Here is a 22,662-nt window from a genome sequence, read left to right on the forward strand (position 1 = left end):
GAGGGACCTCGCGCGCTATTGAGGGACTTCGGCCCTTTTCTCCGGGTGTCGCTCAGCGTTGCGTGGTAACTGCCGGAGGCCCACGCCGGGGGTCGCCACTCGGACACTCGAGTGACAAGTTCAGGAGGAGGTGAGGGGGCGGTGAAGTTGCCATGCGCCGCGACTTCAGCATTGCTCGCGCTCGTGGTCAGTTTGGGTGCATGCGGCGCTGGCAGCGATAAGCCCCGCGTTCGCTCAGGGGGAGAGGTCGCGAACGGGCAGACGACGCAACCGACAACGGGCGAGACACCATCAAGCAGCCAGAGAATGATCCCGTCGAGCTCACCGACGACATCCCCAACCAGCCCGACGTTCTCGCGTACCTCGCCACCAGACAGGGATCTGGTATCGAACCTGGACGCCCGGGCCGCACAGTTCATGACGCTCAGGAGCGCGCAACGATCTCAATGGCACGGCATGGCGGCATACCGGCTGCGGCTCTCAACAGGCAGCGCTTGGGCGATCGCAGGAAGCCCCGACAGGGTCGTCCCGCTAGTTCTGAAGGATAGCGCCTACTCCCCCGCCGCCTCCCTGCTCTTCCGATCGGGCCCTTACGTTCTCTTCTTCCCGGAAGAAGTGCCGGAAGCGTTCTACACGCACCTCGGTCCCATCCCTGGCATGGCATTCATCGACTCTGATCTCTACCGATAGCCCCGACACAAGGCTCGTGCGCCGCCACGCACCCGCCCAGCATTCTTTTCTCGACGGTCGGCAGTGCGGCTGATTAGGCCGGGAAGACGCCGCGTGAGCGCGCAGCCCGCGCACGGCATCACCAACTTCCCTCAGCAACTCCGCACCCCTTCGACCGCTCGCTTTTCAAACGCCCCACGCGGTTTCATGGCAATCGCCGGAAGAGGAGCATGGGAGGGCATCCCGTTAATCCAATCCGGGGTCCGCCCGTAAGGAAGCACCAGCGATGACAGCTACGTCGGACGCCTCCACACTTCCCACGGACTGGCCCACGGCCGCAGGCAAACGTGGGTACGGTCGGGGACTCGGCGGCTGCGTTGTGGTAGGAGTCGCCCTTGGACCCCACGAAGGCGACCGCACCGGCCGAGGCGAGGCGTCCGCTGTAGCGAATCGCGAGATAGCGCCGCTACCTCGGGCTCGAGGCTCTGGCCCGTTCACGCGCCGTCCTGACCACCACCGACGCCAAGGAGGACATCACCACCATCGTCAACGCCCTCAGCGCCTGACACGCACACACGGATCGCTGACGTACACCACGCTCCGGGACTTGACCCTCGAGGTAACGCCTTCGTGCGAATGACGGTGGCCCTCCTAAGCCAAATCACGTCGTTCGCTCTCGGCTCGCGTGGGTCGACCGGACGACCGTGTACCGGGGCGGGCGCACTTTTCGGTGAGGACCGCGACTTCAGGTATCGCCGTCCGCACCCACGAGCCGCGAGAAGGCCGGTCGCTTCGGTCTTCGCTCAGTTCGCCCACCATCATCGCGTTTTGAGTGAAGGGTCCGGGGTGCTCCCCCGAATATTGTTAGAAGACGCGATGGGAGATGCGTAGACCCCTCGCTTGAAGTGCTTCAGGGTCTACTGCTCTAGCTTGGGAATCGGATCCATCGGCGTCCCCATCCCCAGTGGGGAGCGCCTCCTCCGACGACGAGTTTCCTGATTCCTGCTCGAGAGGGCATATTTCGGATATCAGCGACGCCCCTGAGTCCGCCACGCGCATGAACGACCGCACCGGACTTGCTCGTCAACATGCCGCATCAGCATGTCGTGGTCAGCCCTATCCGTGCAACATCCGACCACGGAGGCATCACGGAACTAGGTGATCGTATGCTTCCGTTTCCCGGTCTGAAGATCAGCACGCCCATATACGTCCTTAGGGGACTGGTGACTTTGGACTTACCGGTGCTTCGTCTCCTAGGCCCGGTGCGCTCCCGCTTACGTGGGAGACATGAGGCATCTGGCCTAGACAGGTGGGTTCGTATAGTCGCAGGGCAGTGTCGGCGCGCCTGGCGTTCGCGGTCCTTGGCGGGCAAGCACGACGGTCCCCGAGGCGCATCCTTGGACAGGGAAGCGCGTGAGGGACCGACCATCACAGCCATAGCCCCTGCGTTCAACATGAACGCCACCTACCCGTCCACCTCCGGCGCGGTCCTCACGGCCCGCTCGACGTTCGGCTCGGCAGAGGGCAACTTCGCCTGGAACGAGTTCGGCACCGACATCGGAACCCTGACCCGTCACCGCCGGCACCACGGTCAACGCCGTTCTCTTCAACCACAAGACGTCGATCGCGCAAGGTACGAAGGCCTCCGGCCAGACCTGGACCGCGACGGCAACGATCACCTTCAGCTGAGGACATCATGAAGAAGATCTACGCCCTGGTGGCTACTCTGTGCCTGGCCCTCGTGGCCGGCGTGATGCTCGCCGCTCCCGCCTCCGCCCTCGGCAAGGTGAGGTGCGACCTGAACAAGTCCGGTGTCGAGCTGAATTTCCCCAGTCACGTCGGCACCGCTCGCGCCGAGATCGACCCTATCGTCAACCACAACCAGTACGGTGCCTCGCACCTCCACGATTTCTTCGGAGCTGCTTGGATGAAGGGCGTTGCGGGAGAACCGCACTGGGTGACGCAGGTCGGGAACGCGGCGAACTACTCCAGCCTGACGAACACCAAGACGTCGTGTCGGATCGCAGGGGACACGGCCGGCTATTGGACTCCGGCGCTGAAGTACATCAGCGGACCCAAGGCCGGCCAGTACGTCCCGGTGACCCAGTTCACCGCGTACTACAGGGGCTTCAACGGCCAGACCACTCACGCCGGCTCCCAGGCTCACCCGGCTGACGTGAGGCTCGTTGCCCAGGACATGGTCGGCAAGGGCCTGTCCGGCTGGACCTGTGGCCAGAACTCGACGGTTACGGGTGGTGTCAACGGGATTCCCAACTGCTCTGCCTCGAACGGCGGCCCAGGGGATCAGCTCACGGCACACATCAACTCCCCGTCTTGCTGGAACGGCAACGCGCCGAACCACTCGAGCAGCGAGGTCGGCGACACCCGTGACAACGCCGACTGGACCTACCCGGCGAACTCCGCCAGTGCCTGCCCGGCGAGCTACCCGATCGAGGTCACCCAGCTTCGCCAGACCATCCAATACGCGTACTACGGCGCGGGCGCCGACGGCACCAACGTCGCCCTCGAGTCGGACCCGCCTGGCGGCGACGGCACCACGATGCACGGCGACTTCTGGAACACCTGGAATCAGTCGATCTTCGAAGGGTTCATCCGTAAGTGCGTGCAAGGTCTCTCGGCGACGACCTACACCGGTTCTTGCGGCCCGTGACCGACGTCGCTTAGACAGGCGCCCCTGCTCCTACCCTGGGGCAGGGGCGCACTCATCTGGAGGAGGTGAAGACCCTGGGCACGCCCACACTGCAGGCATCGTTGGTCTCCGGCGACCAGCCCGCAGACGTCCGCGTCATTCACTCCTCACTCGCCACAGACAGGAACAGGACCGTCACAGGGAGGCAGAACAGGGCTGTTCGCCTCGCTTGGGCATGCCCCCTGTGCCGGCAACTTCCTGACCGGGCGGACGAGCCCGCGCGGCTACATGGCGAGTCCGCACCACGCGCGATCAACCGATGATGCGAACGGGGTGTGTCTCTCCGCCGCCTGTCGGCACGTGAACGCCCCTCTGCGCCCGCCCGAGGTGAGCGCTACCGACCGTCAGGGCGACGCGTCGAGTCGGTGTCGCACCACTCTCCGGCGCAGGGTAGGCGACGCCTCGACCTCGTAGCCGGCGTCGAGGAAGACCTGGAGCAGCCCGACCGACGCCTCGTCCCAGATCACGGTCTTCCCCGGCGGTGGCTCGGTGGGGTAGCCCTCGAGGACGCGGGCGCCGACCTGTCTGCCGTACTCGACGGTGGCGGCGGCGAGCTCGTACATCAGCCCCTCTCGACGGAAGCCCTTACGCACGACGAAGCAGGTGACCGACCAGACGCCCTCGAGGGCGGGGTCCATTCGCATCCACGACTTCTGCCGGGCCCAGATCCTCGGGTAGTTCTCCCGCGGCTCTACCGCGACCCAGCCGGCCGGCTCGTCGTCGACGTACCCAATGAGGCCGGACGTGGGGCCGCCCGTGCCGCAGCCGGCCTGCTCCAGGAGCGCGGCGTCGCGCTCCTCCTGAGTCGTGTCGCGCCAGATCCAGCCCGGGACCTTGAGCGCCTGGCAGCGGCACTTGCGGGCGCCGCCGGAGTCGAACACGGCCTCCACGTCCTCGCTCGTCGCGTCGTTGGCCGGTCGCCAGCTGAACTCGGGCATACCGCGAGACTAGTGGCGGGCCGGGCGCCAGTTGCGACGCCATGACAGTCGATCCGTGACCTCGTCGGTGCGTCACTCCGCCGCCTGCCGGCCGCGGTCTTGGGGGGGACCGTCGGTGCGCGCGGCGTGCCGTGCCGGTAGACCTCCTCCAACGTCCTCGTGTCGGGTCCGCCCCTGCAGTGAGGAGATCCGGGCACCTCGGTCGCTCGACCAAGAACCGGGGTGCCACTCGTTGGATCGTGCCCGGTCAGGAACTCGGTGACTGCGTCGGATCGGTAGGAGGCGAAAGCCGTTCCTGCAGCGCCCGCGCCAGGCATCCGTACGCCCCGTCGAGCAGGTCGGGTACGCGTCGCCTCACCTCCTCGGCGGCCCCGCACGTGTCGAGGGCGTGCAGGATTGCGTGGAGGAGCACCTCGGCGTGGATGTGGACGAGGCCGAGGCGTTGCTGCTTGTGGCCGGTGTCGTGCAGGTATGCACGAAACGAGGACCAGCGGGTGGTGCCTTCCTTGTGGTATTCCCACACCTCCCACTCCTCGCCGGGACGGGGCCCGCCGACCGGGACCAGCAGCGAGCAGTTGGCGTCGAAGCCACGCGCGATGGCAAGCGCGTCCTGCATCGGCCGGTGGTCGCGCACCTCGTCGCCCTCGAACACAGGCGTCAGGTCGACACCGCCGCCGTCCGCGTCGATCTCGTCTTGCAGCTCCAGCCAGATCTCGACCGCCTGAGGATCGACCTCGACGTACGGTCGTACTTCAGCGACCGGAACGAAGCCCCATGCCTCGCCGGAGTCGCCGGACCGATACGAGCTCGTCGTCAGGGCGCCCATCGTGTCGCCGTACGCGCCGTCGGAGAGCAGCAGGAACTGCCGGTAGGACGGCGGAAGATGCACGCCCAACCTACGTTCAGCGGCAGCCACAGCGGACTCAGTAGCAGGCGCGCGGAGGAGGCTGCCGGTGCGCGCGGCCGCCGCGACGGGGCGCTCCAGCGCTCCGAGGCGCGCCAAACAGGCAGCACTCCACTGGCGCAACAACCCGTCAAGGTCGTCGGCCGGCCACTCTTTCAGTCGGACCACCCCAGAACCCTAGAACCGGGTGCGCCTCCGCACAGCCGATCAGCCGCAGCACAAAGCGCTGCAAATGCACCCCACGTGGCCTGTCGGTCTCTCCGACACTTCGGGCCTTTGGCAGAACAACTCCGGGGCGCGTCTTTCCGCCGCGTGTCTACTGATCGCCGCTTCGGCCGTGGGCGCATGCCCGGGTTGGGCGTCGGTCAGCCCACCGAGTTGGGTATGAACGGCGTGAGGCAGACCGGATGGCCGGCCGGATCGAGTAGCACTCGGCAGCGTGGATCCGGCTGCTCTGGAAGCCTGGCGCCAAGCGCGACCGCCCGCTCCTCAGCCGCGTCGAGATCGTTCGCGGTGAGATCAAGATGCACGACCGCGGTCCCTGGCCAGTGTGGGGGACATAGTCCTCGACGTGTTGCGCGATCAGCACAGCCTCGGGAACCTCGATCCCGACGCTCGACCCCTTCCCCCACATCTGACGCCCCCGAGCAGCCCGCGATAGAAGTCGGCAAGCCGCTGCGGGTCGGGGGAGCCCAGGGAGATGCCCACCAGCTTGGCTTGGCCAAATGCGGTCACAGCGGCACCCTATGCGCTGTGTCGCGCCTGGACCGGTTCTCAACGTCCGAATTGCTGCCGCGAGCCACCCGCTCGAACGAGAGGATCGGAGATGTGTCTATTCGCCGCGAGGCCACAGCTTCGCCAGCACCAGGGCCCACCGACGCCGCATGCTCGAAGGTGCTACTCCCTCGGCACCACACACTCGCAGTCCGGGGCAGTTGGCACCCAGCCACGCCCCGACCGCGCGTAGCTTCGGAAGAAGTCAGCAGTGAGTGAGCTCAGAATCCGCCGCGGTGGCGCACACCACGGGGCACCCCCACTTACGACGAGGGACCCCCGCGGACGGTCGTGCCGAGTGAGTGCGAACGACTTAGTCACTCAGTTGGTCACTCAGAGCCATGGAAGAGGTCAGATTTAGCCCTTCCCGGCGGACAAGAGAACAACCCCCGATCCGCGCTTCCGCAGCTCAGGGGCCGTTCGTGTTGGTGGGCGATACTGGGTTTGAACCAGTGACCTCTTCCGTGTCAAGGAAGCGCGCTACCACTGCGCCAATCGCCCTGGGGTGTTGCTCGGGGTCTTGCGTGATCGAGGTGGAGACGGGATTTGAACCCGTGTACGCGGCTTTGCAGGCCGCTGCCTCGCCTCTCGGCCACTCCACCGTGAAGGCGGTCTTGATCCCTCCGAGCGGATGACCGGTCTCGAACCGGCGACCTCAACCTTGGCAAGGTTGCGCTCTACCAACTGAGCTACATCCGCGCTGCTCACAGCGTTGTTATTCCTTCGCTGTGCGGCGGGAGAGACATTAGCCGATCCCCGCCGTGAACTCCAAACCGGCTGTCCAGCGGCCCCGGTCACCGCCTCGACGGACCCCGTTGGACCCGCCGACACCCCCGTTCAGGAGGCCGACCGCGCCGCCCTCCGGGCGGCCTTCCGGGCCGCCTTTCGCGCGACCCGCTCGGGGTCCTCGGGGAGCGGCGTCAGGGGTCTGGACTTCTTCCGCTTCGCAGCAGCCGGCTCCTCACTGCCGTCCCCCGCCCCCGCACCGGCCGGCGCCCCGACAGGCTCGTCCGGCGTCCCCACAGGCCCACCAGGCGCCCCGCCGAGCCCCCCGAAGACCTCGGCCGCAGCCTCGGGCTCCCCCGCCCCTCCCGAGCGGCCGGCGGCCTCCTCGGCGGTCCGGCGACGGCGCACCTCCCGCTTGACCCACCCGACAGCCCGGGCCCGCGCGCTGGGCCGCTCCTGCACGGGCCACAGCAGCCGGATGGCGGCGTTGAGGGCAGCGCCGATGAGGATGGCGATGGCGAGGAAGTACAGCCAGATCAGCAGCACGATCGGCGTGCTCAGCGGCCCGTAGATCGACGTGCCCCCCAGAGAGGCCGCGACCGTGCCGCGGAGCACGAACGACGACAGCGCCCAGATGACCAACGTCAGCACGGCGCCGGGCATGTCCCTCAGCCACGGCGTCCGGCGTGGCGTGGAGATGTGGTAGAGCGTCGTCAGGCTGGCGACGGCGATGAACGTCACCACCGGCCAGTAGAGCCAGAACAGGAAGTCCAGGCTCTCCGGCAGCAGCGCCTCCAGCCACGTCGGGCCGATCAGCACCAGTGGGATGACGATGATCCCGACGACGAGCGAGACCAGGTACAGCGTCAGCGACAGGGCACGGGTCTGCACGATGCCTCGCACACCCGACTGCCCGTACATGATCGAGATGGTGTCTACGAAGACGTTGAGGGCGCGCGACCCCGACCAGATCGACAGCAGGAAACCGACGGAGATGAGGTCCAGGCGCCCCCTGCCCAGCACGTCGTTGACGGTCGGCAACAGCGCGTCCGTGATCAACGTGTCGGTGAGGAAGCGCTCCGCCCAGGTCTGGATCCCGCCGGTGATCTCGTCGACCGTCTCCTGGCCGAGCCACTGCCCGACGTAACCGACCCCGCCGAAGAGCCCCAGCACCAGTGGTGGCAGCGACAGCAGCGCGAAGAAGCCCGCCTCGGACGCCAGCCCGGTCACGCGGTAGCGCAGACAGACCCGGATCGTCTCGACGGTCAGGCGCGCCAGAGCCGTCGCCCCCGGCACCCGGGCGAGGTGTCTCTTCACCCGCGCCTTCACGCTCACCACTCCGCAACGGTATCCCGGCGCCTCTCCGTCGGCCCGCATGTGACACGTCTGACGCGGCAACGGCCTGATCACGCCGCCCTGTCCGCCCTAGGCTGCCGAGGTGAGCACCCACGCCGTCACCAACCAGGTACCGCCGCTTTCCGGCCACAGCCTGCTGACCAGCGACCCCGCGCTCGAGGAGGGCCTGCGACGCTGGGCCGGCGCGACGGCATACGAGGACATCGCCGTCCTCGCGGAGCTGGCCGGCCGTCCCGAGGCCCAGCGGGCCGGCGACCTGGCCAACCTCCACACGCCGGTGCTGCGCACCCACGCACCCACCGGTGAGCGGGTCGACGAGGTGGAGTTCCACCCCTCCTGGCACGACCTCATGGACACCGCCGTCGTCCACGGCCTCACGGCCGGACCGTGGACCGAGCCTGCGGGCAGCGGCGCCCACGTGCGCCGGGCGGCCGGTTTCATCGTCTGGTCCCAGGTGGAGGCCGGGCACCTGTGCCCCGTGTCGATGACGTATGCCGCCGTGCCCGCCCTGCGCGCCAACCCCGAGCTGTCTGCGGCATGGGTGCCGAAGCTCGCCTCCCGGGAGTACGACTTCGGTCTGCGCCCCCTGTCCGGCAAGCGCGGCGCCATCGCCGGCATGGGCATGACGGAGAAGCAGGGCGGCTCCGACGTGCGCGCCAACACAACCGTCGCGACCGCTGCACCGGGTGGCCCCCTGGCCGGCGGCCACACCTACCGGCTCACCGGCCACAAGTGGTTCCTCTCGGCGCCGATGAGCGACGCCTTTCTCGTGCTCGCCCAGACCGAGGCCGGCCCCACCTGCTTCCTCGTCCCCCGTGTCCTCGACGACGGGACCCGCAATCCCTTTGCGCTGCAACGCCTCAAGGACAAGCTGGGCAACCGCTCCAACGCCTCGTCCGAGGTCGAGTTCGACGGCACCTGGGGTGTGCGCGTCGGCGACGAGGGACGCGGCGTGCGCACCATCATCGACATGGTCGCCTCCACCAGGCTCGACTGCGTGCTCGGCTCCACGGCCACCATGCGGCAGGCCGTGGTGCGCGCCGTCCACCACGCCCGGCACCGCTCCGCCTTCGGGGCTCGGCTCGTCGAACAGCCGCTGATGCGCAACGTGCTCGTCGACCTCGTCCTCGAGACCGAGGCCGCCACCACGCTGTCGCTGCGCCTCGCACACGCCGTCGACGAGGGCGACTCCGACTTCTCCCGGCTCGCCGTCGCGGTCGGCAAGTACTGGGTGTGCAAGCGCACTGCGCCGGTCGTGGCCGAGGCGCTGGAGTGCTTGGGCGGCAACGGCTACGTCGAGGAGAACGGCCTCGCCCGCCTCTACCGCGAGGCGCCGCTGAACTCGATCTGGGAGGGCTCGGGCAACGTCAACGCCCTCGACGTGCTGCGCGCCGTCTCGCGCCAGCCGCAGGCCGTCGAGGCGTTCGTCCGCGAGGCCAAGCGCGGCCTCGGCCACAGTGCCGCACTCGACGACGCCATCGACGGCCTCGAGGAGGTGGCCCGGTATGCCGCAGAGCCCGGCGCCGCCGTCGGCGCCCGTCGGGTCGTCGAGACGCTGGCCGTGACCCTCCAGGCCGCGCTCCTGGCCCAGCACGCGCCGAGCGAGGTGGCCGACGCGTTCGTCGCCAGCCGGATCGCCGGCGGTCACGGTCACACGCTGGGCACCCTCGACGGCTCTCTGGTGCAGGACAGCGCGGAACGGATCCTCGAGCGCGCACTCGTGCTCTGACACGCCGGCGGTCGGGCCGGCGTGTCAGAGCGCACGGGTCAGGCCTCGCCCTCGTCCCTCTCCCCCGAGGCCATCGCCGGCGCGGAAGGCGGGTTCTCAGGGCTGTCCTCGTCGGTGGGCCGGGCCACCAGGTTCTGTCCGGTCTTGGCGTCGAAGATCTGCATCTTGCTCGTGTCGTACCAGAGCTCGACCTCCGCTCCCTCCCTCACCCGCGAGGCTGCGTCGAGGCGCGCGGTGATCGTGATGCCGTCCCCGTGCAGGTCGTAGCCGGTGTCCGCCGCCAGGTCCTCGAGGTCCTTGGAGTGCGCTTCCTCGGCCCGCAGGGTGAAGTAGACGAACACGTCAGAGCCCATCGACTCGACGAGGTCGACAGTCGTTGTGAAGCGCCCACCCTCGCTGTCGCGCACGATCTTCGCGTCCTCGAAGTGCTCGGGGCGGATGCCGATGATCACGTCGCGGACGTCACCGGCCTTCTCGATGGCCTTGCGTGCGCCCTCGGGCAGCTTGGCCTCGCCCAGCGGGCTCGTGATCCTGCCCTCGCCCACCTTGCCCGGCAGGAAGTTCATCGACGGGCTGCCGATGAAGCCTGCGACGAAGAGGTTGACGGGGTGGTCGTAGAGCTCCTGCGGGGAGCCGACCTGCTGGATGAGACCCCCTCGCATCACGACGACCCGGTCGCCGAGGGTCATCGCCTCGGTCTGGTCGTGCGTGACGTAGATCGTCGTGGTCCCCAGCGCCTTCTGGATGCGGGACACCTGGGTCCGCATCTGCACCCGCAGCTTGGCGTCGAGGTTCGACAGCGGCTCGTCCATGAGGAAGGCCTTGGGCTGGCGCACGATCGCCCGTCCCATCGCCACGCGCTGGCGCTGGCCACCGGAGAGGTTCGACGGCTTGCGGTCGAGGTGCTGGGTGAGCTCCAGCATCTCGGCTGCCTCCTTGACCTTCTTGTCGATGGTGGCCTTGTCGACGCCGGCGAGCTTGAGCGGGAAGCCCATGTTCTCGCCGACGGTCATGTGGGGGTACAGCGCGTAGGACTGGAACACCATGGCGATGTCACGGTCCTTGGGGGCCTTGTCGTTGACCATTTGGCCGTCGATGATCAGCTTGCCCTCGGTGATGTCCTCGAGGCCGGCAATCATGTTCAGCGTGGTCGACTTCCCGCAGCCCGATGGGCCGACGAGGATGATGAACTCACCATCGGCGATGGTGAGGTTGAAGTGGTCCACGGCCAGCGCACCATCGGGGTAGCGCTTGACCACGTTCTCGAGGACGATCTCGGCCATCTCTGCTCCTTCAGTCGTTCACGGTGATCGGGCGCTCAGCCCTTGACGGCGCCGGAGGTCAGGCCGGCCACGATGCGCCGCTGGAAGAGCAGCACGAAGATGACGATGGGGACGGTGATGACCACGGCCGCAGCGGCGATGGGCCCGACGGGCTTCTCGAAGGTCGTGGCACCGGTGAAGTACGACATGGCCGCGGGCACCGTTCGGGATGCCGACGTGGAGGTCAGCGAGATAGCGAACAGGAAGTCGTTCCAGCAGGCGATGAAGACGAGGATCGCGGTGGTGAACACCCCAGGCATGGCCAGTGGGGTGATCACCTGGCGGAAGGCCTGGAAGGGCGTGGCCCCGTCCATCTTGGCCGCCTTCTCCAGCTCCCAGGGGATCTCGCGGAAGAACGCCGACAGGGTGTAGATCGCCAGCGGCAGCGCGAAGGTGACGTAGGGGATGATCAGGCCCATCCACGTGTCGAACAGCCCTATGCTCGTGAGGATCTTGAACAGCGGCGTCACGAGCGCGATCTGCGGGAACATCGAGATCAGCAGCGACACGGCCACGATCGTCTTCTTCCCCGGGAAGTCCAGGCGCGCAATCGCGTACGCCGCCATCGTGCCGAACACCAGCGCGATGAACGTGGCGATGAGGCAGATGCCGATCGAGTTGATCAGCGCGCGGGTGAAGTCGCTGTTCTCGAAGATCTGGGTGTAGCTCTCGGTGGAGGGCGAGACCGGCAGGAACCTGCCGTCGTTGAGCGTCCCCGCGTCCTTGAGGGACATCGAGATGATCCAGACGACCGGGATGAAGGCGTAGAGCAGGACGATGGTGTTGATGCCCCACCACGTCCACTTGCGCTGAGCGGTCTCCTGGCGCATGTCAGCGCCTCCCTTCCGTGTCCGCACCTGGTGCCGCCGCCCCGAACAGCTTGATGAAGAGGAAGGCGATGATGGCGATGGTGATGAAGATCAGGATCGCCATGGTCGAGCCGATGCCGAGGTTGAGGCCTCTGATGAGGTTGTTGTAGGCGACCATCGACACCGACGACGTGCCGTTGGCGCCGCCCGTCAGCACGAAGATGTTGTCGAAGATGCGGAACGCGTCGAGGGTGCGGAAGAGCAGCGCCACCAGGATGGCCGGCTTGATCAGGGGCACCGTGATCTGCCAGAAGCGCTGCCATGCCGTGGCCCCGTCCATCGAGGCGGCCTTGAGCAGGTCCTCCGGCACGAGCGCGAGCCCGGCCATGAGGAGCAGCGCCATGAACGGCACCGTCTTCCACACCTCGGCGAGGATGATGATCGCCACGGAGGGCCACCTCTCGGTCAGCGGCGCGTTCTCGCCGGCGAGCCACCCGAGGTTCTGCGTCCAGGCGAACCGCCACGAGAAGGCCGCCACGACCGTGACGATCGCGTAGGGCACCAGGGCGGAGGTGCGGACCAGGCCGCGGCCGACGATGGTGCGGTGCATGACGATCGCGAGCAGCATCCCGAAGACGAGCTCGAGCGCTGCGCTCACGACGGTGATGAGCATCGTGATGCCGAATGCGTCCCACCAGATGGGGCTGGACAGGACCGTGACGTAGTTCTCGAGCCCGATGAACTCGTTCTGGTCGGGGGTGCGGAGGTCGGCGCGCTGCAAGGAGAGCCAGAAGGCGTAGAGGATCGGGTATGCCGTCACCGCCAGCATGGTGATGACGGCCGGCGCGCAGAGCAGCAGGCCCAGCCGACGCTCGGCCCGCTTGCCCTCGCTGAAGCGCTGACGGGCGATCTCGGTGCCGCGGTCGGTGCCGGCTCCCCGTGCCTGGTCCCGTTCGACCTCGGCGCCGGGCTGCGTGGGGAGGTTGGTGCTCACGGCAGGATCCCCTTTCCGTCAATGGCCTGCTGGATGGAGTCATCGAGCTCGGCCGCACTCTGCTCGGGGTTGATGTCTGCCGGTGGCGACAGCGAGGTGGAGACGATCGTCGAGATGTTCTGGTAGATCGGCGTCACCGGGCGAGGAACTGCGTTCTTGAGCTCCTCGAGCATGACGTCACCCATCGGGTACTGCTTCCGGAACTCCTCGTTGGAGGTGTAGATCCGCTCGAAGACGGGAGCGTCACCGGCATCGAGCGCCGCCCGCAGCTGGTTCTCCTCCGACCGCAGGCACATCCCTGCCTCGAAGGCCTCCTCCTTGTGCTCGCTGTAGGTGCTCACCGCGTAGTTCATCCCGCCCAGGGTCACCTTCGGCGCGTCACCCTCGTTGACGGTCGGGAACGGCGCGTAGCCGAGGTCGTCCGCGACCTCCTTGCTCTTGGGGTCGGTCTCGCCTGCGCTGCGCATGGCGCTGAGCACATAGGGCCAGTTCAGGGCGAACGCGGCTCTGCCGGCCTGGAGGTCGGCGAAGACCTCGGGCTCCTGGGAGTTGGACAGCGATGCACTGGTCAGGCCCGAGGTGGCCAGCTTGTTGAGCAGGGTGAGGCCCTGAACCGCCTTCTCGTCGATGGTTGCCTCGGTGCTGTCCTCGTTGACGAACGTGCCGCCGTAGGCGTTGAGCATGTTGTTCACGTTCACGACGTAGCCCTCGTACTGGGCGGCCGTGAACGCGATCTGGTACGGCTTGCCCTCGTCCTTGAGCTTCTGGGCTGCGGCCATCAGCTGGTCCCAAGTCTTGGGTGCCTCGGGCACGAGCGACTTGCGGTACCAGAGGATCTGGACGTTGGTCGTCCTCGGCACGGCGTACAGCTTGTCCTTCCACGTCGCGGTGTCGACCGGCGGCTGGAGGACGCCCTCGATGGCCTGGGCCTTCTTGTCGCCGGTGATCTCCTCGATCCACCCCGCCTCGGCGAACTCGGCTGTCCAGGTGACGTCCATCCCCAGGAGGTCCATCCCCGTGTCCTTGGCCGCGAGCCGGCGGACGAACTGCTCGCGCTGGCCGTCGGCGTCGCTCGGCAGCAGGTTCCCGACGATGGTGTACCTGCCGGCCGCCTTCTTGTTGCAGTCCGCGAGGATGTCCTCGAAGCCGACCGCACTCGCTCCGCCGTAGAGATTGACGACGACGCCCTCGTCTCCGCCGCCGGCGCAGGCGGCAAGCCCGCCGGTGAGCCCCAGCACGGCCCCCACGGCCAGCACGCGGGCGCGTCGCCGCCTCCCTGCCCTACCTCGTCCGGTCAGTGACCTCATCGTCGCTCCTTCGGCAGGCGGCGGCGTGTGATCGGTGTCACACATCCTGTGGGTCGAAACTAGGCACTCGTGGCGGTGCGCGCAACAGTTGTGACGCAGGAGTCATCCGCCCCGTCTCAGGTCGCCGCCAGCCGGGCCTTCTCCGTCTCCACGTCGTAGTCGGCGGCAGGCCACTGGGGGTCCATGGCCCGCAGGTGCTCGAGCACGAGGTTCTGCACCGCGAGCCGGGCGTACCACTTGCGGTCGGCCGGCACGACGAACCACGGGGCCTCGGCAGTGGAGGTCTTCTCCAGCACTGCCTGGTACGCCTCCTGGTAACGCGGCCACAGCATTCGCTCGTCGACGTCGCCGGGGTTGAACTTCCAGTTCTTGTCCGGCCGGTCGAGGCGCCGCATGAGCCGGGACTTCTGCTCATCGGACGAGACGTGCAGCATCACCTTCACCAAGGTCGTCCCGGACTCGACGACGGACTGCTCGAAGGCGTTGATCTGGGAGTAGCGCCGCGACCAGGTGCTGCGCGGCACCAGTTCGCGCACCCTCACGATCAGCACGTCCTCGTAGTGCGAGCGGTCGAAGACGCCCACCTGCCCCGGCTGCGGGAGCGCGTTGCGGATGCGCCAGAGGAAGGGGTGCTTCCTCTCCTCGGCCGTCGGCGCCTTGAAGGCGGTGTAGCTGACGCCCTGCGGGTCCATCTCCCCCACGACGTGCCGCATGATGCCGCCCTTGCCCGAGGTGTCCATCCCCTGCACGACCAGCAGGAGCGAGCGCCGGCCGCCCATCCTCGACTCGGCGTACAACCTCTCCTGCAGCTCGCTGGTCTCACCGGCGAGAGGCACCATCGCCTCCTCGGCCGCCGCCTTGTCGCCGTCCCAAGCCGGCGTCGCCCGCGTGTCGGTGTCGAAGAGGCTGAAGCCCTCGCCGACGCGCAGCGCCTCGGTGAACGAACCGGGCTGCATCGGCTTAGCGGCCGCCTTCGGCGTCGGCAGCACCTCAGCCGTGGCGAGCGGGTCGCCGCCCGACGCGCCCTTGCCCCGAGCCTTCCCGGCCTTGGCCTTCCCGGACTTCTTGCCGCTCTTCTTCTCCGACTTCGCCATGGAGGGCATCGTGGCATCAGCCCATGCCGTGCGCGACCTCTCCGACTCCCTCGCGTGCCAGCGCGGTCAGCCGCGACACCGCCCGGAAGTACTTCTTCCGGTACCCGCCCTTCATCAGCTCGGGCGTGAACAGCTCGCCGAGCGGGTGGCCGCTGGCGAACACGGGGATGTCGTTGTCGTAGAGCCGGTCGGCCAGGACCACCAGTCGCAGCGCCACCATCTGGTCCGAGATTGGCCGCACCCCCTGCCAGCCGACCGAGGTGACCCCGTCGAGCAGCGCGTGGTAGCGGCTGGGGTGCACCTTCGCGAGGTGAGTCGTGACGTCGTCGAACCGGTCGCACAGCCCGCCCACCTCCGAGACGCGGGCGGCCACCTCCTCGTCCGACAGCGGCGGTGGGCTCGGCGCCAGGCCTCGGTGCCGGTAGTCCTCGCCGTCGACCGTGAGAACCTCGAACCGGTCGGACAGCGCCTGGATCTCGCGGAGGAAGTCCTCGGCGGCGAAGCGACCCTCGCCGAGGGCGCCGGGCAGGGTGTTGGACGTCGCCGCGAGCCCCACCCCGGACTCGCTCAGCCGGGTCAGGAGGGTGGCCATCAGCACGGTGTCGCCCGGGTCGTCGAGCTCGAACTCGTCGATGCACAGCAGCCGGTAGCCCTGCAGGGCCGTGACGGTCTCCGAGAACCCGAGCGCGCCCACGAGGTTGGTGAGCTCGACGAAGGTGCCGAACGCCTTGGGTTCGGGAGCGGCGTGCCACAGGCTCGCGAGCAGGTGCGTCTTGCCCACGCCGAAGCCGCCGTCGAGGTAAACGCCCTTGGGCCCCTGCTGACGGTCGCTCCCCCGGCGCCACCAGCGGCCGCGACCACCGCCCGCCCCGTTCCCGGCAGCGCCGTCCAGCCGCGCGGCATACTCCTCCAACCGCTGCACCGCAGCGGCCTGGCTCGGCTGGGCGGGGTCGGGCCGGTAGGTGGAGAAGCGCTCGGCGTCGAAACGCGGCGGGGGCACGAGCTCGCGGATCAGCCGCTCGCGGTCGAGGAGGGGCTCGCGGGTGGTGATCGAGGTGGACACACCGGCAGCGTAGTGAGTGGCACACTGCGGGGCATGCGCCTGCTCCTCGACGAGACCGGCTCGCACTCCCCCGGCGAGACCCTCGACGAGGCCGCCCTGGCCGAGGTCTACGCCCCGCCCGCCGGCCCGTGGCTGCGGGCGAACTTCGTCTCCACCCTCGACGGCGCGGCCACCGGCGCCAACGGTCGCTCCGGCACGATCAACACCGCCGCGGACGGCGTGGTCTTCCGGCTGCTGCGACGGCTGAGCGACGTGGTCGTCGTGGGCGCGGGCACGATCCGCGCCGAGGGCTACACGCGGCTCGGCGCCGAGGACGGGGGCCCGCTGCCACTCGCCGTGGTGAGCAACAGCGCCCGGGTGCCGCAGGCCCTGCTCGCTCCCGCGCCGGGCCGGGGCGACGTCCTGCTCGTGACGCACCGTGCCGCGCCGGCCGACGCGGTCGCGGCGGCTCGCCGAGCCCTGGGCGACGCCGGCGTGCTCCTCTGCGGCGACGACGCGGTCGACCTGCCAGAGCTGCGCCGGCAGCTGACCGACAGGGGTATGCCGCGCGTGCTCACCGAGGGCGGTCCGAGCCTGCTCGGCGCGATGCTGTCAGCCGGCGTCGTCGACGAGCTGGACCTCACGTGGTCGCCCGTCGCCGTCGGCGGCGACCAGGGCCGGATCGCCCGTGCCCCGGCGTTCGAGGTGCCGCTGGCGCCGATGGCCCTGGTGGAGGGCGACGGCACCGTCATGGGCCGCTGGCGGGTGGTGCACCCGGCGGCCGACCACTAGGGGGAGACGAACTCCCGCACGGCGTTCTCCCAGCGCTGCGGATCGGTGTTCCACTCCTTGGTGTGCCGCGCGGTCTCCCACGGCTCGAACCGGACCAGGTCGGGCCGCGCCTCGGCCAGCCGCTCGGACGGCCCGACCGGCACGAACTCGTCGTCGACGGAGTGGATGAGCAGGATCCGGTGCCGCAGCTCGTCGGCCCTGGCCACCCAGTTGGTCTTGGCCACGTCGACGGGGTCGTGCACACCGACGAGCCTGCGGGCCCAACGCTTGCCCATGAGGGTGCGGCTGAGCGTCCCCACGGGAGCCGGCACGCCGTGGCCCCGGGCGTGGTGGGCGAGCACGTCGTTCCAGTCGATGACCGGCGCGTCGAGCACGACGTGGCTGACGTGCCCGGTGAGCCACGAGCGGTCGAGCGTCTGCAGCACGATGGCGCCGCCCATGGACCATCCCACCAGCACCAGCTCGCGCGCTCCCTGCTGCACGGCCCACAGGGCGGCATCCTCGATGTCGCGCCACTCGGACAGCCCCAGGTTGTAGCGGCCGTCGGGACCGCTCGGCGCACCGAGGTCGTTGCGGTACGACGGCACCAGGACGTTGATCCCGCTGTCGCGCAGGGGTGTGATGGCGCGCAGACACTCCTCGCGCCGCGCGCCCCGCCCGTGGACGAGGACCGCCCAGCGGTCCGTGGGCCGCTCGGCCTCCACGACCCAGGCTGCCATCGGCCCGAGCTCGGTCGGCACCTCGACATGCCGGGTCGGGAGGCCGAGAGAGCGGTCCGGGGACGAGCCGTAGTAGTACTGGTTCCACCGGGCGAACCCCGGCGCCAGGCGTCCGAAGTCGACACCGAGCAGCTCGCGTCGCACCCTGCCCCGCTCCTGGTCGAGCTCCAGGACGTCACCGACCCGGCAGTGGCCCTCCGTGCCGTCCAGCCACAGCCCGTACCGCCCCGGCACGGCGCTGTCGGCGCTGAGCCCCAGCGTCACGCTGTGGTCGTCCACCGCGAGGATCTCGGTGTCGTCGGGCCGCTCCCGGTCGGGGGTGAGGGCGCGGCGGGCGAAGTAGGCGGCGGCGCTGATCGAGGACAGGGCACCGAGGGCGGTGACGGAGCCACCGGTGATCGCCGCACCCAGCGCGGCCCGCCGGACGACGTCGCGACTGGCCCCCATCAGGTCAGTCCCCGCCGCTCAGCACGTCGGCGAGGTCGAAGCTGACCGGCTCGTCAAGCTGCTCGTAGGTGCACGAGCGGGGCTCGCGGTCCGGCCGCCACCGGACGAACTGGGCGGTGTGCCGGAAGCGCTCGCCCTCCATGTGGTCGTAGCGCACCTCGACGACCCGCTCCGGCCGCAAGGGTGTGAACGAGAGGTCCTTGCCGGCGGCCCACCGGCTCTGCTCGGCGTTGCGGGGGGTGCGGGTGCCCTCCTCCTGGCGCGCCCACGCCCAAGGGTGGTCGTCGAAGGTCGTCACGAGCGGCTGCAGCTCCTCGAAGAGCTCACGGCGGCGCGCCATCGGGAAGGCGCCGATCACCCCCACGCTCACCAGCTCTTCGCCCCGGTAGAGCCCGAGCAGCAGGGAGCCGATCGCGTCGGGCCCGCTCTTGTGGGTGCGGTATCCGGCCACCACGCAGTCGGCGGTGCGCTCGTGCTTGACCTTGAACATCACCCGCTTGTCGGGCTGGTAGGTGCCGTCGAGCGGTTTGGCGACGACGCCGTCGAGCCCGGCGCCCTCGAACTGCTCGAACCACTCGAGCGCCAGCGCACGGTCCCGCGTCGCACGCGTCAGGTGCACCGGCGGCTCGGCGTCGGCCAGCGCCTCCTCGAGCAGCGCCCTCCGCTCGGCGAACGGACGCTCACGCAGGTCGTCGTCACCGAGGGCGAGCAGGTCGAAGGCGACGAAGTGGGCCGGCGTCTCCTGCGACAGCTTCCTGACCCGGCTGGAGGCCGGGTGGATGCGCTGCTGGAGCAGGTCGAAGTCGAGGCGGTCGCCGGTCGGGCCGACGACGACGATCTCGCCGTCGACGACGCACCTCTCCGGGAGGTTCGCCTTCACGGCCTCGACCACCTCGGGGAAGTAGCGGGTCATCGGCTTCTCGTTGCGGCTTCCGATCTCGACGCGGTCGCCGGAGCGGAACACGATCGAGCGGAACCCGTCCCACTTGGGCTCGTAGAGCAGGTCGCCCTCCGGCATGGCCTTGACCGACTTGGCCAGCATCGGGGCGACGTGCGGCACCAGCGGCAGCCCCCACTCGGCGTCGCGGTCCGCCTTGGGCCCGAGGTAGTCGCGGTCCTGGCGGTCCTGGCGGCGCTTGCTCGGCTGCACGCGCGGCGGCTCCCCCGGCATCTTCGGGTAGTCGGGCGGGAACGGCATCTCCCCCAGCCCACGCTCGTGGACGTCCTTGTCCCACAAGGCGATCGCTGCCGACACGTCACCGACGGCGTCGTCGATGTCCGCCCAGGCGTCGCCGTCGGCCGCGAGCATCGAGGGCACCGTCCGCACGGTGAAGTCGCCGGGACTCACGCCCTTCAGCGCCTCCCAGCTGACCGGCATACTCACCGGTGCACCCGGCAGCGGACGCGGGCTCCATGCCGAGGCGATCGTGCGGTCACGGCACGCCTGGTTGAAGTCGACGAAGACGCGCTCGCCCCGCTCCTCCTTCCACCACGCCGTGGTGACGAGGTCGGGCAGGCGGCGCTCGAGCTCGCGCGCGATGCCGATGACGCCGTGGCGCACGTCGAGGAACTCGTGGGTGGGGCGCACGCGGCAGTAGACGTGCACGCCGCGGTTGCCGGAGGTCTTCGCCCAGCCGGTCAGCCCGATCTCGGCGAGCACGTCGCGCAGCGCGAAGGCCGCCTCCACGGCGTCGGTGAAGGTACGGCCCGGCTGGGGATCGAGGTCGATGCGCAGCTCGTCGGGGTTGTCGACCGCTTCCGTGCGCACGGGCCACGGGTGGAACGTCACGGTGTTCATCTGCACGGCCCACACCGCGGTCGCGGCCTCGTCGACCACCAGCTGCGGGTGCCTGCGCCCCGAGGGGTAGGTGCACATCACCGTGCGCGCCCACTCGGGCACCCCGCGGGGCGGGTTCTTGGAGTAGAACTCCTCCCCGTCGACGCCCTCGGGGAACCGCTGGAGGGTCACGGGGCGGTCGCGCAGCGCACCCATGAGCGGCTCGGCCACCGCCATGGTGTAGGCCGCCAGGTCACCCTTGGTGATGCCTGCGTCAGGCCACATCACCCGGTCAGGGCTGGAGACGCGCACCTCGCGCACCCCGTCGGGGCCGGGCACCTCCAGGACCAGCGGCTTGGCGCTCATGGCGGGAGCCTAGTCGGCGCGACCACCGGCGGCGGGAACGTTCGGGAGGCCGTCGCGGTTGTCCCCAGCATGGAGCAGACCAACCGCACGTATGCCGTCACGAAGTCCGAGGACGAGTGGAAGGCTCAGCTCAGCCCGGCGGAGTACCAGGTGCTGCGACAGGCGGGCACGGAGCGCCCCTTCGTCGGCGAGTACACCGACACCAGGACCGAGGGCGTCTACGCCTGCCGGGCCTGCGGTGCGGAGCTCTTCACCTCCGACACCAAGTTCGAGAGCCACTGCGGCTGGCCGTCGTTCTACGCCCCCCTCGCCGAGGACCGGGTCGAGTACATCGAGGACACCAGCCTCGGCATGAAGCGCGTGGAGGTGCGCTGTGCGACCTGCGGCAGCCACCTCGGGCACGTCTTCGAGGGCGAGGGCTACGACACGCCCACCGACCAGCGCTACTGCATCAACTCCATATCCATGACGCTGCGCCCGAAGGCCGGCTGAGGTCCCGCTCAGATCCGGCGCAGCGTCTCGGGGTCCTCGGCTCCGCCGAAGTACCTGTCGAGCACCGCCCGGAACGACGCGCGCTGCTCGTCGGTCTCGGCGGCGTGGGCGAACAGCGTCATCGACGACTTGAGCTTCATCGCGTCGACGGTGCCGAGGACCGCCACCGGGTCGTGCGTCGGCAGGCCTGCCAGGGTGTCGGCGCACTCGACGAGCCGCGGCCCCAGCGTCGGGTGCGCGAGGTAGGCGCGCGCCTCGTCGAGGCCGGACAGGGCGTAGAACCGGGCGGACTCGCTGCGGCCGAGTCCCGCGACCTGGGGGAAGACGAACCACATCCAGTGGCCCGTCTTGCCCCCGGCCCGCAGCTCGCGCAGGGCTGAGGCGTACCTACCGCCCTCCTCCTGGGCCGTGACGAACCGGGTGAGGTCGAAGGGCGCACTCATGCTGCCCATCCTGCCGGGTGCGCGCTGCCTGCGTCACCGATGCGTCCATGGCATACGCACCGCCGGACCTGCCCTACGTCCTGTGGCTGGCCACCAGCTGCGCGGGAGGGGCGGGGGGCTGGGTCGGGTCGACCCCGTGGACCTTGGGGATCACGACGTCCCGCACGTACCGCTCATGGTCGGTCGTCGGGTTCTGCAGCATGTCCGCGAAGAGCTGGCTCATCTGGTCCTGGTCGACGCCCTCCCACACCAGCACCATCAGGTCGCCCATCGGCGTCGGCTGGTGGAAGACGTGCTCCGCCGTCACCCCACCGCGACGCAGCAGCTCGCGCTGCGCGTCCCCCCTGGCGCCGGACGTGGCCTCGTCCAGGAACTGTTTCCAGCCCCCCATGTCGGCGATGGGCATGACTGCCACGGCGAACTTCTCCATCGGAGACCTCCTGTGCTGGTGTCCCCTGCTCCTGCAGTCTCGTCGCGAGGTCAGGACCGAACCATGGCTATTCGGGATGGCACATCCGAGGGAGGTGGGCCAGTGACCGCCCTCAGCGCAGCGACTGGAGCAGCTCGCCGACCTCGACCCGGCGCCCGGTGTGGAACGGCACCTCTTCCCGGACGTGCATCCGCGCCCGGGACGCCCGCAGCTCGCGCATGAGGTCGACGATGCGGTGCAGCTCGTCAGCCTCGAACGCCAGCACCCACTCGTAGTCGTTGAGGGCGAAGGACGCGATGGTGTTGGCCCGTACGTCGGGGTAGTCGCGCGCCATCTGCCCGTGCTCGCGGAGCATGTCGCGGCGCTCCTTGTCCTCGAGCAGGTACCACTCGTATGAACGCACGAACGGGTAGACGCAGATGAAGTCCTTGGGCTCCTCGTCGGCGAGGAACGCCGGGATGTGGCTCTTGTTGAACTCCGCCGGCCGGTGCAGCGCAGCAGCCGACCAGGTCGGCTCGAGCAGCTGCCCGAGTCGCGTCTTGAGGAAGCGCCGGTAGGCGCCCTGCACGTCCTCGATGCGCTCGGCGTGCCACCACACCATGAAGTCGCAGTCGGCCCGCATGCCGCCGATGTCGTAGACCCCGCGGGTCAGCACGCCCTCGCCCTCGAGCTCGGCGAAGAGCTCCTCGACCTCCTTGGCCATGACGTCACGCTCGTCACCGAGCGGCGCGGTCACGGCGAAGACGGACCACATGGCGTAGCGGATGGAGGCGTTGATCTCGCGGATGCGCGACGGGGAGGGCTTGCCGGTCATGTGCCCCA

At 69.1% G+C, this 22,662-nt stretch carries 20 protein-coding genes and 3 tRNA genes; 5 read left to right on the top strand and 18 right to left on the bottom strand.

The features are described from left to right. The first annotated feature begins 2,123 nt into the window (after positions 1-2,123). Positions 2,124-2,369: a hypothetical protein gene (locus P2F65_RS00955; protein ID WP_275803258.1), complete on the top strand. Its 246-nt coding sequence runs from the start codon at positions 2,124-2,126 to the stop codon at positions 2,367-2,369. Then, positions 2,366-3,340 carry a DUF1996 domain-containing protein gene (locus P2F65_RS00960; protein WP_275803260.1) on the top strand — a complete coding sequence of 325 codons (975 nt, stop codon included), beginning with the start codon at positions 2,366-2,368 and terminating at the stop codon, positions 3,338-3,340. Before P2F65_RS00955 ends, P2F65_RS00960 begins: the two co-directional genes overlap by 4 nt. A gap of 383 nt (positions 3,341-3,723) precedes the next feature. Here P2F65_RS00960 and P2F65_RS00965 read toward each other — a convergent pair whose 3' ends face one another. The 7 genes from P2F65_RS00965 to P2F65_RS00995 all read right to left on the bottom strand — a co-directional run bounded on the left by P2F65_RS00965 (position 3,724) and on the right by P2F65_RS00995 (position 8,059). Further along, entirely contained in the window at positions 3,724-4,317 is a 594-nt protein-coding gene (locus P2F65_RS00965) for a GNAT family N-acetyltransferase (protein WP_275803262.1), read from the bottom strand. Between the two features lie 247 nt (positions 4,318-4,564). Next, entirely contained in the window at positions 4,565-5,389 is an 825-nt protein-coding gene (locus P2F65_RS00970) for an SMI1/KNR4 family protein (protein WP_275803264.1), read from the bottom strand. Between the two features lie 197 nt (positions 5,390-5,586). Further along, entirely contained in the window at positions 5,587-5,853 is a 267-nt protein-coding gene (locus P2F65_RS18440) for a VOC family protein (RefSeq protein WP_345803665.1), read from the bottom strand. Between the two features lie 568 nt (positions 5,854-6,421). After that, positions 6,422-6,496: transfer RNA gene (locus P2F65_RS00980), tRNA-Val, on the bottom strand. Between the two features lie 30 nt (positions 6,497-6,526). Next, positions 6,527-6,597 (bottom strand) — tRNA-Cys (locus tag P2F65_RS00985). 24 nt (positions 6,598-6,621) lie between these two features. Beyond that, positions 6,622-6,694 (bottom strand) — tRNA-Gly (locus P2F65_RS00990). A 138-nt stretch (positions 6,695-6,832) separates the two neighbouring features. Next, positions 6,833-8,059: a YihY/virulence factor BrkB family protein gene (locus tag P2F65_RS00995; RefSeq protein ID WP_275803268.1), complete on the bottom strand. Its 1,227-nt coding sequence runs from the start codon at positions 8,057-8,059 to the stop codon at positions 6,833-6,835. A gap of 100 nt (positions 8,060-8,159) precedes the next feature. Between P2F65_RS00995 and P2F65_RS01000 the strand changes: the two genes are divergently transcribed. After that, positions 8,160-9,806 carry an acyl-CoA dehydrogenase family protein gene (locus P2F65_RS01000; protein WP_275803270.1) on the top strand — a complete coding sequence of 549 codons (1,647 nt, stop codon included), beginning with the start codon at positions 8,160-8,162 and terminating at the stop codon, positions 9,804-9,806. A gap of 38 nt (positions 9,807-9,844) precedes the next feature. On the opposite strand, the gene ugpC is transcribed toward P2F65_RS01000, so the two are convergent. From ugpC to zapE, 6 genes are all read right to left on the bottom strand, one after another. After that, positions 9,845-11,089 (bottom strand): sn-glycerol-3-phosphate ABC transporter ATP-binding protein UgpC, encoded by a 1,245-nt coding sequence (gene ugpC / locus P2F65_RS01005; protein ID WP_275803272.1) that lies wholly within the window; start codon positions 11,087-11,089, stop codon positions 9,845-9,847. A gap of 35 nt (positions 11,090-11,124) precedes the next feature. Then, positions 11,125-11,958 carry a carbohydrate ABC transporter permease gene (locus tag P2F65_RS01010; protein ID WP_275803274.1) on the bottom strand — a complete coding sequence of 278 codons (834 nt, stop codon included), beginning with the start codon at positions 11,956-11,958 and terminating at the stop codon, positions 11,125-11,127. 1 nt (position 11,959) lies between these two features. Then, positions 11,960-12,931 (bottom strand): sugar ABC transporter permease, encoded by a 972-nt coding sequence (locus P2F65_RS01015; protein ID WP_275803276.1) that lies wholly within the window; start codon positions 12,929-12,931, stop codon positions 11,960-11,962. After that, entirely contained in the window at positions 12,928-14,238 is a 1,311-nt protein-coding gene (locus tag P2F65_RS01020) for an ABC transporter substrate-binding protein (protein ID WP_275803278.1), read from the bottom strand. The genes P2F65_RS01015 and P2F65_RS01020 overlap by 4 nt, the downstream gene beginning before the upstream one ends. Before the next feature lie 116 nt (positions 14,239-14,354). After that, complete coding sequence (locus P2F65_RS01025; RefSeq protein WP_275803279.1) at positions 14,355-15,332, bottom strand: polyphosphate kinase 2 family protein; 978 nt, start codon at positions 15,330-15,332, stop codon at positions 14,355-14,357. Positions 15,333-15,348: 16 nt separating this feature from the next. After that, entirely contained in the window at positions 15,349-16,347 is a 999-nt protein-coding gene (gene zapE / locus P2F65_RS01030; RefSeq protein ID WP_275807186.1) for a cell division protein ZapE, read from the bottom strand. An 81-nt stretch (positions 16,348-16,428) separates the two neighbouring features. Between zapE and P2F65_RS01035 the strand changes: the two genes are divergently transcribed. Continuing rightward, positions 16,429-17,166 carry a dihydrofolate reductase family protein gene (locus P2F65_RS01035; protein WP_275803281.1) on the top strand — a complete coding sequence of 246 codons (738 nt, stop codon included), beginning with the start codon at positions 16,429-16,431 and terminating at the stop codon, positions 17,164-17,166. On the opposite strand, the gene P2F65_RS01040 is transcribed toward P2F65_RS01035, so the two are convergent. Further along, the gene (locus tag P2F65_RS01040) at positions 17,163-18,332 is read right to left on the bottom strand and encodes an alpha/beta fold hydrolase (protein WP_275803283.1); all 1,170 of its coding nucleotides are present in this window, start codon (positions 18,330-18,332) and stop codon (positions 17,163-17,165) included. The genes P2F65_RS01035 and P2F65_RS01040 overlap by 4 nt on opposite strands. Before the next feature lie 4 nt (positions 18,333-18,336). Next, complete coding sequence (locus P2F65_RS01045; RefSeq protein WP_275803285.1) at positions 18,337-20,475, bottom strand: ATP-dependent DNA ligase; 2,139 nt, start codon at positions 20,473-20,475, stop codon at positions 18,337-18,339. 69 nt (positions 20,476-20,544) lie between these two features. Between P2F65_RS01045 and msrB the strand changes: the two genes are divergently transcribed. Further along, positions 20,545-20,967 (top strand): peptide-methionine (R)-S-oxide reductase MsrB, encoded by a 423-nt coding sequence (gene msrB / locus P2F65_RS01050; RefSeq protein ID WP_275803287.1) that lies wholly within the window; start codon positions 20,545-20,547, stop codon positions 20,965-20,967. An 8-nt stretch (positions 20,968-20,975) separates the two neighbouring features. Here msrB and P2F65_RS01055 read toward each other — a convergent pair whose 3' ends face one another. The 3 genes from P2F65_RS01055 to hemQ all read right to left on the bottom strand — a co-directional run bounded on the left by P2F65_RS01055 (position 20,976) and on the right by hemQ (position 22,654). Continuing rightward, positions 20,976-21,410 carry a DUF1810 domain-containing protein gene (locus tag P2F65_RS01055; protein ID WP_275803289.1) on the bottom strand — a complete coding sequence of 145 codons (435 nt, stop codon included), beginning with the start codon at positions 21,408-21,410 and terminating at the stop codon, positions 20,976-20,978. A gap of 73 nt (positions 21,411-21,483) precedes the next feature. Continuing rightward, positions 21,484-21,840, bottom strand: a complete 357-nt coding sequence (locus P2F65_RS01060; RefSeq protein WP_275803291.1) for a hypothetical protein — start codon at positions 21,838-21,840, stop codon at positions 21,484-21,486. A gap of 112 nt (positions 21,841-21,952) precedes the next feature. Beyond that, a complete protein-coding gene (gene hemQ, locus P2F65_RS01065; RefSeq protein ID WP_275803293.1) occupies positions 21,953-22,654 on the bottom strand; it encodes a hydrogen peroxide-dependent heme synthase in 702 nt (233 codons plus the stop codon). Positions 22,655-22,662 lie beyond the last annotated feature (8 nt).

Origin of the sequence: Knoellia sp. p5-6-4 (genome assembly GCF_029222705.1) — a bacterium.
GTDB lineage: Bacteria > Actinomycetota > Actinomycetes > Actinomycetales > Dermatophilaceae > Pedococcus_A.

Bases quoted from the DNA above. Each gene is read 5' to 3' on its own strand.
- P2F65_RS01035 (WP_275803281.1), top strand. From the start codon at position 16,429: ATGCGCCTGCTCCTCGACGAGACCGGCTCGCACTCCCCCGGCGAGACC.
- P2F65_RS01025 (WP_275803279.1), bottom strand. From the start codon at position 15,332: ATGGCGAAGTCGGAGAAGAAGAGCGGCAAGAAGTCCGGGAAGGCCAAG.
- P2F65_RS00955 (WP_275803258.1), top strand. From the start codon at position 2,124: ATGAACGCCACCTACCCGTCCACCTCCGGCGCGGTCCTCACGGCCCGC.
- P2F65_RS01040 (WP_275803283.1), bottom strand. From the start codon at position 18,332: ATGGGGGCCAGTCGCGACGTCGTCCGGCGGGCCGCGCTGGGTGCGGCG.
- P2F65_RS01060 (WP_275803291.1), bottom strand. From the start codon at position 21,840: ATGGAGAAGTTCGCCGTGGCAGTCATGCCCATCGCCGACATGGGGGGC.
- hemQ (WP_275803293.1), bottom strand. From the start codon at position 22,654: ATGACCGGCAAGCCCTCCCCGTCGCGCATCCGCGAGATCAACGCCTCC.
- P2F65_RS00960 (WP_275803260.1), top strand. From the start codon at position 2,366: ATGAAGAAGATCTACGCCCTGGTGGCTACTCTGTGCCTGGCCCTCGTG.
- P2F65_RS01010 (WP_275803274.1), bottom strand. From the start codon at position 11,958: ATGCGCCAGGAGACCGCTCAGCGCAAGTGGACGTGGTGGGGCATCAAC.
- P2F65_RS01055 (WP_275803289.1), bottom strand. From the start codon at position 21,410: ATGAGTGCGCCCTTCGACCTCACCCGGTTCGTCACGGCCCAGGAGGAG.
- P2F65_RS01020 (WP_275803278.1), bottom strand. From the start codon at position 14,238: ATGAGGTCACTGACCGGACGAGGTAGGGCAGGGAGGCGGCGACGCGCC.
- msrB (WP_275803287.1), top strand. From the start codon at position 20,545: ATGGAGCAGACCAACCGCACGTATGCCGTCACGAAGTCCGAGGACGAG.
- ugpC (WP_275803272.1), bottom strand. From the start codon at position 11,089: ATGGCCGAGATCGTCCTCGAGAACGTGGTCAAGCGCTACCCCGATGGT.
- P2F65_RS01045 (WP_275803285.1), bottom strand. From the start codon at position 20,475: ATGAGCGCCAAGCCGCTGGTCCTGGAGGTGCCCGGCCCCGACGGGGTG.
- P2F65_RS00965 (WP_275803262.1), bottom strand. From the start codon at position 4,317: ATGCCCGAGTTCAGCTGGCGACCGGCCAACGACGCGACGAGCGAGGAC.